This is a genomic window from Streptomyces sp. MA5143a, from assembly GCF_900290235.1.
Lineage (GTDB): Bacteria > Actinomycetota > Actinomycetes > Streptomycetales > Streptomycetaceae > Streptomyces.
This window is the reverse complement of sequence record NZ_OLMK01000027.1, coordinates 21,471-34,376: the sequence shown is the minus strand read 5'-3', so window position 1 is coordinate 34,376 and position 12,906 is coordinate 21,471. Positions and strand designations below refer to the sequence as shown.

The 12,906-nt window shown below is 73.0% G+C and carries 7 protein-coding genes; 3 read left to right on the top strand and 4 right to left on the bottom strand.

Annotated features, from left to right (window positions below):
• Positions 1 to 285: 285 nt before the first annotated feature.
• Positions 286 to 843 (bottom strand): MarR family winged helix-turn-helix transcriptional regulator, encoded by a 558-nt coding sequence (locus SMA5143A_RS13605; protein ID WP_107463190.1) that lies wholly within the window; start codon positions 841 to 843, stop codon positions 286 to 288.
• Positions 844 to 998: 155 nt separating this feature from the next.
• On the opposite strand from SMA5143A_RS13605, the gene SMA5143A_RS13600 reads away from it, so the two are divergent.
• Complete coding sequence (locus SMA5143A_RS13600; protein WP_258193513.1) at positions 999 to 2,279, top strand: MFS transporter; 1,281 nt, start codon at positions 999 to 1,001, stop codon at positions 2,277 to 2,279.
• Positions 2,280 to 2,568: 289 nt separating this feature from the next.
• On the opposite strand, the gene SMA5143A_RS13595 is transcribed toward SMA5143A_RS13600, so the two are convergent.
• The gene (locus tag SMA5143A_RS13595; RefSeq protein WP_107463189.1) at positions 2,569 to 4,242 is read right to left on the bottom strand and encodes an ATP-binding SpoIIE family protein phosphatase; all 1,674 of its coding nucleotides are present in this window, start codon (positions 4,240 to 4,242) and stop codon (positions 2,569 to 2,571) included.
• Positions 4,243 to 4,544: 302 nt separating this feature from the next.
• The gene (locus SMA5143A_RS13590) at positions 4,545 to 5,912 is read right to left on the bottom strand and encodes an NAD(P)/FAD-dependent oxidoreductase (RefSeq protein WP_099966447.1); all 1,368 of its coding nucleotides are present in this window, start codon (positions 5,910 to 5,912) and stop codon (positions 4,545 to 4,547) included.
• A 390-nt stretch (positions 5,913 to 6,302) separates the two neighbouring features.
• Between SMA5143A_RS13590 and SMA5143A_RS13585 the strand changes: the two genes are divergently transcribed.
• Positions 6,303 to 7,085: a TetR/AcrR family transcriptional regulator gene (locus tag SMA5143A_RS13585; protein WP_055716649.1), complete on the top strand. Its 783-nt coding sequence runs from the start codon at positions 6,303 to 6,305 to the stop codon at positions 7,083 to 7,085.
• Between the two features lie 267 nt (positions 7,086 to 7,352).
• Positions 7,353 to 9,272 carry a sigma-70 family RNA polymerase sigma factor gene (locus SMA5143A_RS13580; protein ID WP_181361835.1) on the top strand — a complete coding sequence of 640 codons (1,920 nt, stop codon included), beginning with the start codon at positions 7,353 to 7,355 and terminating at the stop codon, positions 9,270 to 9,272.
• Between the two features lie 43 nt (positions 9,273 to 9,315).
• Here the strand turns inward: SMA5143A_RS13580 and SMA5143A_RS13575 are convergent, their stop codons facing one another.
• The gene (locus SMA5143A_RS13575; protein WP_107463188.1) at positions 9,316 to 12,816 is read right to left on the bottom strand and encodes an ATP-binding protein; all 3,501 of its coding nucleotides are present in this window, start codon (positions 12,814 to 12,816) and stop codon (positions 9,316 to 9,318) included.
• Between the last annotated feature and the right edge of the window lie 90 nt (positions 12,817 to 12,906).

The window sequence follows — 12,906 nt, the reverse complement described above, 5'->3', positions numbered from 1 at the left end:
ACGGCTGTTGGGCCGTTCCGACGTCTCAAACCTTAGCGGATCTGCTCGGCAGTTCCCAATCGGGCCTGTCGAACCCAAATCGAATTGAATTCGGGCACGCCGAATTCATCCCGGCTGGGAGATCGCACTGGTTGGTTTGGGTGCCGCTTCTGCGGCGGAGGTGCTGTCGCAGAACCGTTACGGCTCCGTGGCAACCCGAAGAACTCTACGGATCTGCGGGTGGACTGTCAAGCATCCCCTCGGTGGCCCGTGGTCAAACCTTGGGCGCCCCTCAAGCGTACGGCCTCAGTCGAGGTCGGTCAGCCGACCGCCGGCGTCCGGCTGGGCGTCCTCCACACGGCGTAGGAGTCGGGTCAGGACCTCTCCGAGGACGGTGCGCTCCAGGGGAGAGAGGTCCTGGAGGAGGTCTTCCTCGAAGACCGAGGCGAGGCGCATGGCCTCCAGCCACTTCTCCCGGCCGTCGGGGGTCAGCTCCACGATGACGCGGACCCGGTTGGCTTCGTCGCGCTCCCTGGTCACCAGGCCCTCGGTGACCATGCGGTCGATCCGGTGGGTCATGGCGGCCGGGGTGAGACCGAGCCTCTTGGCGAGATCGCTCGGGCCCATGCGGTACGGGGCCCCGGAGAGGACGAGGGCCTTGAGGACCTCCCACTCCGCGTTGCTGATGCCGAGGGCGGCGGTCTGGCGGCCGTAGGCGACGTTCATCCGGCGGTTGAGGCGGGAGAGCGCCGAGACGATCTTCTCGACCTGGGGGTCGAGGCCCTGGAACTCGCGCTGGTACGCGGCGATCTGCTCTTCGAGTGTCGGCTCGGCGGTGCCGCTGCTGCCCGGGGTGTCGCCCATGGCCGCAGTATGGCACGCCACCGCTTGGCGTCGAAGTCCTTCGAGGTGTAGTGTTTAGCTTCTAAGTTTTAGCTTCGAAGTCTTCACCTCTAATGCTTGGTGGAGGCCTTCTTCTACCTAGGCAGGTGAACGTGACCAGGGGGACGGGCGCAGCGATGCGTCGGATTCATGTGGGCAACGCGCTCGGCGCGTTCGGACTCGGCTTCACCGTCCCGTATCTGTACGTCTATGTGGCGCAGGTGCGGGATCTCGGTGCGACGACGGCGGGGCTCGTGCTCGCGATCTTCGCCGTGGCCGCGCTCGTGGTGCTGCCGTTCGCCGGACGGGCCATAGTCAGGCGCGGTCCGCTTCCGGTGCTGCTCGCCGCCCTGGTCATGGCTGCCGTCGGGTCCATGAGCCTGGGGCTGGCCGCCGGTGCGACGAGCGTGCTGCTGTCCGCGGCGGCGCTCGGGGCCGGGCAGGCCGTGATGCAGCCGGCGCTGGCGACGATGATCGTCGACTGCTCAGGTGCGGAGACGCGGTCACGGGCCTTCGCCACGCAGTTCTTTCTCCAGAACCTGGGGCTCGGTGTCGGCGGACTCATAGGCGGGCATCTCGTGGACCCGTCGCGTGCGGGGTCCTTCACCCTGCTGTTCTCCATACAGGCGGCGATGTTCCTGCTGCTCGTCGCGGTGATGGCGACCGTGCGGATGCCTCGGGCGGCGAAGGGCGCGGAGGTGTCGGCAGGGGCTGCCGGGGCGACGGGGTCTGCCAGGGAGGGCTGGAAGCAGTTGCTCGGCAATCGGGCCATGGTGCAGCTGAGTGTGCTGGGGTTCGCGCTGTTCTTCGCCTGCTACGGGCAGTTCGAGTCGGGGCTGAGTGCGTACGGGGTCGAGGCGGCCGGGATATCGACGTCCGCGCTCGGTACGGCGTTGGCGGCGAACACCGCGGTGATCGTGGTGGCGCAGTTCGTCGTGCTGCGGTTCGTGGAGCGGCGTCGGCGGTCTCGGGTGATCGCGGCTGTCGGGCTGATCTGGGCCGTGGCGTGGGGTGTCGCCGGGGTCGCGGGGCTCGGGCAGGTGAGCCAGACGATGGCCACGGCGGCGTTCGTGTCCACGTACGCGTTGTTCGGGCTGGGTGAGGCGATGCTGTCGCCGACGGTGGCTCCGCTGGTGGCGGATCTGGCGCCGGAGGGGATGGCCGGGCAGTACAACTCCGCGTTCGCGCTGGTGAAGCAGTTGGCATTGGCTGTGGGGCCGGCCGTGGGTGGGCCCATGGGGGCGTCGTGGCATGCGGCGTATGTGGTGGTGTTCCTGTTGTTCTCGCTGGGGATCGTGGGGCTGGCGGTTCGGTTGGGGCGGGTGCTTACGGGGGTGCAGGATCTGCCTGGGTCTGGGAAGAGTCGGGTGGTTGCTCGGGGTGGGGCGGGGGTCGAGTCCGCGGTGGCTCGGGCCTGAGTTTCCTCGCCCCCGCCGCCCCTGCCCGTCCCATCCACCAGGGGCTGCCGCCCCTTCGACCCCGCGTCGGGCGCCATATAGCTCGGGGGCGCCTGTTGTAGGCGGGTGCGGGTTCGTCGTGGTTGCTCGCGCAGTTCCCCGTGCCCCTGAAGGCATGGGCCTGCGGCCCGGCCTTCGTCCCACGGCGCCGTTGAAAGGCACGGGGCGCGGCAGCTTTTCGGGGGCACGGGGAACTGCGCGACCAGCCCCCACGCACCCGCTGGCGCCAACGCGCCCCCGGACCCACCCCCTACGGCGTGGACCGCGGTAGGGCGAACTCGCACCACACTGCCTTGCCGCCTCCTGGGGTGCGGCGGCTGCCCCAGTTGGAGGCGATCGTGGCGATGATGGCGATGCCTCGGCCGGACTCGTCGACGGGTTCGGCTCGGCGGCGGCGCGGAAGGTGGTCGTTGCCGTCGGTCACCTCGACGATCAGGCGGCGGTCGGTGCGGCGCAGCCGCAGCCGCATGGGCGGGGTGCCGTGCTGGAGGGAGTTGGCGACGAGTTCGCTGGCGGCGAGGACGCCGAGGTCGTGGAGTTCGGGCGGGAACCGCCAACTCGTGAGGACGCCGGAGGCGAACGCTCTGGCTCGGGGGGCCGCTTCGACGCCGCCGAGGAGTTCCAGGGCGGCGTTGCGGAAGAGGTCGCCGTCGGGGCCGGTGCGGGACGGGTGCTGGAGGACGAGGACGGCGACATCGTCGTCGTGGTCGGCGGTGACTCCGGTCGAGCGGACCAGCCGGTCGCAGATCACCTGGGGCGTCCCGGTGGCGCCGGCCAGCGCTCTTTCCAGGGCTGCGATGCCCTCGTCCAGGTCCTCGTTGCGGCGTTCCACCAGGCCGTCCGTGTAGAGGACGGCTGTGGAGCCGGGGCACAGGGGGATGGAGCCGGAGGCGTGCATCCAGCCGCCGGTGCCGAGCGGAGGGCCGATCGGCTCGTCGGCGCGCTGGACCGTGCCGTTCTCGTCGCGGACGAGGATCGGGAGGTGGCCGGCGGAGGCGTAGACCAGGCGGCCCTCGTTGGGGTCGTGGACGGCGTAGGCGCAGGTGGCGATCTGGTTGGCGTCGATCTCCGTGGCGAGGCCGTCCAGGAGCTGGAGCACCTCGTGCGGGGGGAGGTCGAGGCGGGCGTAGGCGCGGACGGCCGTACGGAGCTGTCCCATGACGGCTGCGGCGCGTACGCCTCGGCCCATGACGTCGCCGATGACCAGGGCCGTGCGGCCGCCGCCGAGGGTGATCACGTCGTACCAGTCGCCGCCGACGGCGGTCTCCGTGCCGCCGGGGTGGTAGACGGCGGCGATGCGCAGGTCGTCGGGCTCCTCCAGTTCCTGGGGGAGGAGGGAGCGCTGGAGGGTGACGGCGGTTTCGCGCTGGCGGCGTTCGCTGGCGCGGAGGCGTTCGGCGGCCTCGGCGTGGTCGGTGACGTCGGCGGCGAAGATGAGGACGCCGCCCTCGCCCGGGTCGGCGCCACCAGGGACGTCGACGGGGGTGCAGGTGATCGTGTACGAGCGGCCGGAGGGGGCCTTGCGGGACTTGACCGTGCGGGGCTTGGAACTGCGCAGCACCTGGTCGAGGAGGGGCAGCAGACCGAGGGCGTCCAGCTCGGGGAGGGCCTCGCGGGCCGGTGCGCCGAGGGGGCGTACGCCGAAGGCCGCGACATACGCGTCGTTGACGTAGGCGGTGCGGTGGTCGTGGCCGTGGACGAGGGCGACGAGGGCCGGGATGCGGTCGAGGATCTCGCGGGTGGGGAGGTCGTCGACGGCGGGCACGGGCGGGGTGTCGTCCGGTGGGTCGTCGCTCTGCCGTTCGGCGCGGGCCGCGGGCACGGCGCCCTCCCCCCGCCGGTCCGGGGTGACCGTGTGTTCGGTCCGCGCTGCGGCGCGGCGCTGCGTACCGGGGAGCCGGGCGCTCCAGCGCGTGAAGTTCACCGAATCCTTGCCTCGTGCCTCGTGGTGTTGTCTGTGGCCGGCTCCGGTTCCGGCCGGTGCTCCGGGGGTGACCCCGGTGGTCCGGGGGGTGGCCCCGGTGTGCAGCGTTGGGGGACGCCTGGTCGTGCGGGCGTGTGGGTACTTCGGGGTGCTCAGGGGTTGGTTCGTACGGGCTTCGTCGGGTCCTGCGCGGGCAGGACGGTGACCCCGCCCGAGATCATGGATCATGTCGCGGACCAGTCTGTCCGACCGGGCCGACATCCGTCAGACGTCGGCCTGAACGGTGGAGTTCCTGGATCCGGTCAGGACGACCCCTTCGGGTCCTCAGGAGCCTTTCCACCGGCAGCCAGTTCGAACTCCGCACGGGGATGTTCGAGTGATCCGAGGGAGACGATCTCTCGTTTGAAGAGGCCGGCGAGGGTCCATTCGGCGAGGACGCGGGCCTTGCGGTTGAAGGTCGGCACCCGGCTGAGGTGGTAGACGCGGTGCATGAACCAGGCGGGGTAGCCCTTCAGCTTCCGGCCGTAGACGTGCGCCACGCCCTTGTGCAGTCCCAGGGAGGCCACGGAGCCCACGTACTTGTGCGCGTACGCCTCCAGGGGCTGGCCGCGCAGCGAGCGGACGATGTTGTCGCCGAGCGTCTTGGCCTGGCGTACGGCGTGCTGGGCGTTGGGGGCGGTCTCCTTGCCCGGTTCGCTCGCGGTGATGTCGGGCACGGCGGCCGCGTCGCCTGCGGCCCACGCGTGCGAAAGGCCCTCCACGGACAGCTCGGGGGTGCACTTCAGGCGCCCGCGCTCGTTCAGCGGGAGGTCGGTGGCGGCGAGGATCGGGTGCGGCTTGACGCCGGCCGTCCAGACGACCGTACGGGTCGGGAAGCGGGCGCCGTCACTGAGGACGGCGACGCGGTCGGCGCAGGATTCCAGGCGGGTGTGGAGGCGTACGTCGATGTTGCGGCGGCGCAGTTCGGTGACCGTGTAGCGGCCCATCTCCTCGCCGACCTCGGGGAGGATGCGGTCGGAGGCCTCCACGAGGATCCACTTCATGTCCTCGGGCTTGACGTTGTGGTAGTACCGCGCGGTGTAGCGGGCCATGTCCTCCAGTTCGCCGAGCGCCTCCACGCCGGCGTAGCCGCCGCCCACGAAGACGAAGGTCAGGGCGGCGTCGCGGATCGCGGGGTCGCGGGTGGAGGAGGCGATGTCCATCTGTTCGATGACGTGGTTGCGCAGTCCGATGGCCTCCTCGACGGTCTTGAAGCCGATGCCGAAGTCGGCGAGACCGGGGACGGGCAGGGTGCGCGAGATCGAGCCGGGCGCGAGGACCAGCTCGTCGTACGACAGCTGCTCGGCGTGCGACCCCTCCTCCTCGGTGGCGAGAGTGGTGAGGGTCGCCACGCGCTTGGCGTGGTTGATCTCGGTGGCCTCGCCGATGACGACCTTGCAGTGGTTCAGGACGCGACGCAGCGGCACCACGACATGGCGGGGCGAGATGGAGCCCGCCGCGGCCTCCGGAAGGAAGGGTTGATACGTCATATATGGGTCGGGGGACACTACGACGATCTCGATGTCGCCGCTACTCAGTTCCCGCTTCAGCTGACGCTGCAGACGCAGCGCGGTGTACAGCCCGACGTAGCCGCCGCCGACGATGAGGATGCGCATCCGTTCCTTCACCATCCCATGACGCACCTCTCTCGCTGGTTTGTCCACAGCCCCGGCAATTTGTGTGACCGGTCGCCCAGCGGGCGCGGGGTTGGCCGATTCACCGGCGTGAGCGGCAGGTGCGCAGGTCAGATGGTGTGAGCCGGGTGGCAGCGGGGGGCGCAAACGGTACCTAAACCGCCCGTACTCCGATCGAGGGGCGCTCCGTGCGGAACGTGCCCCTTCTGAATTGACTCCCTCTCAACTATGTTCGTGTCTCGACGGGGTGCATGGGGGATGCGTTCAAGGGATTCGGCCGGGTTCAGGCTCGGAACCGTTCAGGACCACGAACGCTCGTCCCGCCGCTCCGGCTTCCGATGACGGGGAGAGTCTCCGGGGGGAGACGTCATTACCGGGGGAACACATATGCATATTCAGGACTCTCATTGGTCGTCCGCCTCAGCTCTCGCGCCCAGCGGCGCGATCGGCACGGCGGGCGGCAACGGGCGCGGGGACGGGTCGAGGTCGACCCCGCTCCGTGTGGACGCACAGCGCAACCTCGAGCACGTGCTGCGCGCGGCGCGCGAGGTCTTCGGCGAGCTGGGGTACGGCGCGCCGATGGAGGACGTCGCCCGCCGTGCGCGGGTCGGTGTGGGCACGGTGTACCGGCGCTTCCCGAGCAAGGACGTCCTGGTCCGGCGCATAGCCGAGGAGGAGACGTCCCGGCTCACCGACCAGGCACGGGTGGCGCTCGGGCAGGAGGAGGATCCGTGGTCGGCGCTGTCGCGCTTCCTGCGGACGTCGGTGGCCTCGGGTGCCGGGCGGCTGCTGCCGCCGCAGGTGCTGCGGGTCGGGGTCGCGGAGGACGGGACCGAGGTCGGTGTCGGCGGGATCGCCGACGAGCACCGGGTGCCGCAGCAGCGGGTCCAGCCGACGGCCGAGCTGCGGCTGGTGTCGTCGGACGCGTCGGCGCCGGTGGGTGCCGGGCCGGCCGACGACGCCGGGGCCTCGGCGCTGCTGGAGGTCGTGGGGCAGCTGGTGGAGCGGGCCCGGGCGGCGGGTGAGCTGCGGGAGGACGTGACCGTGGCCGACGTGCTGCTCGTGATCGCCACGGCGGCGCCGTCCCTGCCGGACGCGGCGCAGCAGGCCGCGGCTTCGGCCCGGCTGTTGGACATCCTGCTGGAGGGGCTTCGGTCCCGGCCGGCTTGAGGGTGGAGGTAGCGCGCCGCAGTTGGTGTGCCACCTCGTAGGGCGGTGTGGGGCTTGCGCCCCCACCGCCCTTTCCCGTTGCCGCTGCTCGCGCTCCCGCTCTCGCCATCAGACGTCGACCACTCGTACGGGTGAACTCGTGCACGGAGAGCCGGGGGGACGCCCGGACGGGTGATATGCCCTTGAGGCCGGGGGGTGAACAAAAGCCAATATGGCAGGGTGACTCGGTGTTCGGGACTGTGTCGGCAGGCGGCGGGGGCTTCCGCGATGGGTGTGGACGGGCGGGGCGAGTCGCCGGGTGCGGGTGGGGGGTCCCCGGAGGCGCGGGCGGATCGCCGGGAGGCGTCTCGGGTGCCCGGCAAGGGCGGCCGGGGTGAGGTTCCGGCCCAGTGGGCCCGGTCCGACTCGGGGGTGCAGCCGCCGCCCCGGGAGTGGGACGGCGTCCGGGCGCCGTCCGACGCCGACCTCATCGAACGGATGCGGGCGGGCCTGGACTCGGCGTACGAGGAGCTGTACCGGCGCCATGCCGAGGCCGTGCGCCGCTACGCGCGCACCTGCTGCCGGGACGCCCACACCGCCGACGACCTGACCGCCGAGGTCTTCGCCCGCATGCTCCAGGCGGTACGCGGCGGTTCCGGGCCCGAGCACGCCGTACGGGCCTATCTGCTCACCTCGGTGCGGCGGGTCGCCGCGAGCTGGACGACCTCCGCCAGGCGCGAGCAACTGGTGGACGACTTCGCGGTGTTCGCGGCGCAGGCGGCGCGCGGCGCGAAGGCGTCGGGCAGTGACACGCTCGACTTCGGCGCGGACGTCCGGGCGATGCACGAGGCCGAGCAGTCGATGGCGATGCGGGCCTTCCGGTCGCTGCCGGAGCGCTGGCAGGCCGTGTTGTGGCACACCGAGGTCGAGGACGAGTCGCCGAGCGAGGTGGCGGTGCTCTTCGGCCTGGACGCCAACGGGACCCGGGTGCTCGCCAGCCGGGCCCGGGAAGGGCTCAAGCAGGCGTATCTCCAGGCCCATGTGAGCGCCTCCCTGGCCGGCAACTCCGCAGAGTGCGGGCGCTACGCCGACCGGCTCGGCGCGTACGCCCGCGGCACCCTGCGGACCCGCGCCGAACGGGGCCTGCGCAAGCATCTGGAGGAGTGCGCCGCGTGCCGGGTGGCCGCCGGGCAGATCAAGGAAGTCGCCGGCGGGATCCCCGCGGTCGTACCGGTGGCGGTCATCGGGTGGTTCGGGGCCGCCGGGTACGCCAAGGCCGCCGCGATCGTCGCCGGGGGCGCGGGCGCCGGTGCGGCCGGGGTCGCGGGCGCGGCGTCGGCGGCGGGCGGGGGCTCCGGCGGAGCGGGGGCCGGCGGCGGAGCCGCGGTGGAAGGGCTCGGCGCGCCCGCGAAGGCCGGTATCGCGGTGAGCGTCGCCGGAATGGTCGCCGCGGCGGTGGCGATCGCCCTTGCGGGCCACGAGGCCGAGGACAAGGAGCCGCTCGCCGAACCGCCCCCCACCCGGGCCGCCGAGTCCTCACCCGAGCCGCCCCGGTCGAAGCCGCCGACGGAGGAGCCCTCGCCCGGAGCGCCCCCGGCCATGGCACCCCTGGCCAAGGCTTCCCCGGCGCCCGCACCGACCCCGAAGCCGTCCGGGGCACCCGCGCCGCCCGCGAAGGCGTCGCCCACCCCGACCCCCGCCCCCACGCCGAGCCCGTCCCGGCCGAAGCCGTCGCCCACGCCGCCTCCCCCGCCCCCTCCCGCCCCCGCTCCCCCGGCCGTCTACCCGTGGAACGAGCTGCGGTACGGGCTCCTCGGTGACGGCACCGAGCCCGAGATGCGGCTCGGCGAGAGCAGCTGGGTGTGGCAGCGCTACGGGATGTCGGTCGCGCGGAAGCGGTACGCGCACGGGGTGACCGTCCACGGCGGCTCCTCCGTCACCGTCGACCTCAACCGCCGGTGCGCCTCGTACGACGCGCTCGTCGGCATCGACGACATGACGCTCGGCCTCGGCAAGGTGTACTTCTCCGTCTACGGCGACGGGGTGCGGCTGTGGAAGTCGGCACTGGTCGAGGGCGGCGACGCGGCGGTACCGGTGCGGGTGAACATCGCCGGACGCCGGACGGTACGGCTGGTCGTCGAACCGCACGGCCACTTCGACGGGACGACCGTGGCGGACTGGGCGGAGTCGCGGTTCAGCTGCGAGTAGGAGCGGCAGGTCTAGGGTGGGCCGGGCACGGAAGGGGCGGCGCTCAGAGCGCTTCGGGGGCTTCGAGGGATCCGAGGGATTCGAGGGATCCGAGGGATTCGCTCAGGTCAGCGAGTGCCGTGCGCGGGGTGTACGTCCTGCCCCGGTCGGCCTCGGCGTCGTGGCGGGGGCCGCCGAGGGCGGTGAGCGCGGCGGTCCGGGTCCGTTCGTGTTCGTCGTGTTCCGGGAGGGCGCAGGGGTGGTCGCCGCGCCAGCGGTTCGCGGCGGCGAGGAGGCGTACGGCGCGGGCGTGGTCGCCCAGGCGGGACAGTACCGTCGCCGCGCTGTCGGCCAGGGCCGCGATCACCGTCTCGGCGCAGCGGTTGTCCACCGCGGTCCGCAGGGCCTCGGTCAGCCTGCGCAGTCCGGCCGCCGGGCCCGACTCGGCGGTCGTCACCAGCCCGTCGACCAGGTCGAGGAACGCCTTGAACTGCGGCGGAGGCGTGCCACGACGGGTCTCCTCGTGCGCCGACCGCCACAACGCGCGGGCCTGGACGTGATCGCCGTCGTCCAGCGCCATATGGGCGCGCAGGAGACTGACGAACGCGCGGGAGTCCGGGACACCGAAGCGGTCGGCGGCCGCCGTGGCCTCGTCCAGTGCGGCCAGGGCCGCCTCACGGTCACCGGAGCGGTAGGCGATCTCGCCCAGGCGGGCGATCAGGAACGGTGACTCGGCGTTCGCGCCGACCTCGTACGCGAGGTGCAGCGCCTCCTCGTACGCGCCCTTCGCCTCGCTGAAGCGGCCGCGGGCCATCGCGGCCTCGCCCGCCGCGCTGCGCACCTGGGCGCGCATCCAGCGGTCGCCCACGCGGTCGGCTATCGAGCGGAGTTCGGTGAGGTCGTCCTCGACGCCGAGCATGTTGCCGGAGGAGTCGACGAGCATGTGGGTGCGGAGCATGAGCGTGAAGCCGAGTTCCCAGTCACCGCCGTGCTCACGGCAGTTGGCGACCGCCTCGTCCATCAGGGTGCGGATGTCGACCGTGGCGGTGCCGTCCAGCATGTACGCGGTGAGGGGCCAGACCAGGCCGGGGAAGCGGGCGGCGGCCGGGCCGGTGTGGCCGGACAGGGCCCTGAGTCGGGTGATGTAGGCGCGGGCCTGGGGGTCGTTCGGCACGCCGATGGGGCCGGATTCCGCGATCAGGGCGAGGTGGAGGAGCCGGAGGGCCATCCGGGGGTGGTGGCGGGGGTGCCGGGTGGGGGCCGGGTCGGCGAGGAAGGCGGCGACGGGGTCGGGCGCCTCGACGGGCGGCGCGACGCTATGAGGGCGGTGGTGTCGGGCCCTTGCGTCGAGGGTGGCGCCCAGGCGGAGGATGCCGTCGACCCACTGGGCGCCCTCCTGGCGGAAGTTGCGGAGCCACCAGAACCAGCCCATGGAGAGGACGAGGTGGGTGGCGGTGGCTTCGTCGGCGGTGGTGAGGGCACGGTTGAGGGCGGCCCGGATGTTGTCCAGGTCGGTCTCCAGGCGATGGATCCACGGGAGTTGCTCGGCCGAGCGGAGCCGGGGCTCGGCCTCGGCCAGGAGACCGCGGACCCAGGTGGTGTGACGGAGTTCGGCGGCGGTCCGGAGTGCGGGGGTCTCGGCGGCGCGTTCCGTGGCGTACTCGTGGATCGTCTCCAGCATGCGGTAGCGCATGACGCCGGGGTCGTGCTCGTACGGCGTGGCGACGACGAGGGACTTGTCGACCAGCGCGCCGAGGAGGTCGGCCGCCGTGGCGCCGCCCGCGCAGACCTCCTCCGCCGCCCCGAGGTCCCAGCCGCCGGCGAACACCGACACGTCGCGCAGCATCGTGCGCTCGGCCTCGTCCAGCAGGTCCCAGGACCAGTCGACGACGGCCCGCAGGGTCTGCTGGCGCGGCAGGGCCGTACGGCTTCCCGAGGTGAGGAGACGGAAGCGGTCGTCCAGGCGGTCGGCTATCTGGCGGGGCGTGAGCAGACGCAGTCGGGCCGCCGCCAGCTCGATGGCCAGGGGGAGGCCGTCCAGGCGGTGGCAGATCTCGTCCACGGCCTCCGGGTCGGCCCGCAGCACGGTGTCCGCGTCGGGGCGTGCGGAGGCGGCCCGGTCCGCGAACAGGCGGTGGGCGGGGGCCGGGAGGAGGGGCTCGACCGGGCGTACGGTCTCGCCCGGTACGCCGAGGGGCTCCCGGCTGGTGGCAAGGATCGTCAGGCCGGGGCAGTGGGTGAGGAGGGTCTCCGCCAGGTCCGCCGCGGCCTCGATCACGTGTTCGCAGTTGTCGAGTATCAGGAGGAGGTCGCGCTGGGCGCAGTGCTCCACCAGGAGGGCGACCGGGTCGTCCTGCGCCGCCGCCGGCTCATGGGTGATCAGGGCCGTCTCGCGCAGTCCGAGGGCGCTGACCACCGCGCCCGGCACCGCTTCCGGCCGGTCGAGCGGGGCGAGTTCCGCCAGCCAGGCCCGGGGGTGGGCGGTGGCGGCCTCCTCGGCGAGGCGGGTCTTCCCGGAGCCGCCGGGCCCGGTGAGGGTGACGAGGCGGGTCCGGCGCAGGTCGGAGCGGATGGCCTCCAGCTCGCGCTCGCGGCCCACGAAGGAGGTCAGACGGGGGCGGAGGTTGCCGGTACGGGGGCGCGGGGCGGAGGGGTCCGGGGGCGGTAGGTACGGGGAGGGGGGCGGGAGCTGCGGAGTCGTGGGGTGCCCGGCGCCGGGGTGGCCGCCTGCGGGGCCGGGGCTCGGCGCGGGGCCGGGGTGGGAGCCGTTCGGCGACGGGCGGGCGGCCGGACCGGGGCTCGTGGAAGGGCCTGGGCGGGAGCCGTTCGACGAGGGGCGGCCCGCGTCCGGGTCGAGCAGGAGCGCGTGCAGGGCGCGCAGCTCCCGGCCGGGGTTGGTGCCCAGGGTGTCCCGCAGCGCCCGGCGTACGGTCTCGTAGGCCGCCAGGGCCTCCGCCGTGCGGCCGGCCTCGTGCAGGGCGCGGATCAACAGGGCGTGCAGGGGCTCGTCGTAGGGGTGCGCCCCGGTGAGTTCCCTGAGTTCCGGTACGAGGTCGCAGGCGAGGCCGAGGCGGAGATCGGCCTCGATGCGGGTGCGGGTCGCCTCCGCGTGCAGGGCCTCGGGGCGGGCGGCGGCGGTGCGGTCGGGGAGGTCGGCCAGGGCCGGGCCGCGCCAGAGGGACAGGGCCTCGCGGAGGGCGGTGGCGGCGGTGGCCGGGTCGTCGTCCCGGGCGAGGGCGGCCTTGGCGTCCTTCAGGAGGTGCTCGAAGACGAAGAGGTCGACGGTGGCGGGTGCGGTGGCCAGGCGGTAGGCGCCCGGTTCCGAGGTGATCGTCTGCCGTCCGAGGGCTCGGCGCAGGCGGGCGACGAGGGCCTGGAGGGCGGCCGGGGCGTCCTCGGGCGGGGTGGCCGGCCAGATGTCGTCGACGAGCGTGGACACGGGGACGGGACGGTCGGCGCGGAGCGCCAGGGCGGTGAGGAGTGCGCGGAGCCGGGGGCCGCCGAGCGGGACGGGGGTGCCCTCGTCGTTCTCGGCACGGGCCGGGCCCAGGATCGCGTAGCGCACCGGATCATTGTCGCCGGGGCGGGCGAGGGCGGGGAAGGTTTCTCGGCCCCCACCGCCCCTCACTCGACGCCCACGCCCCCGCCCCCGCCC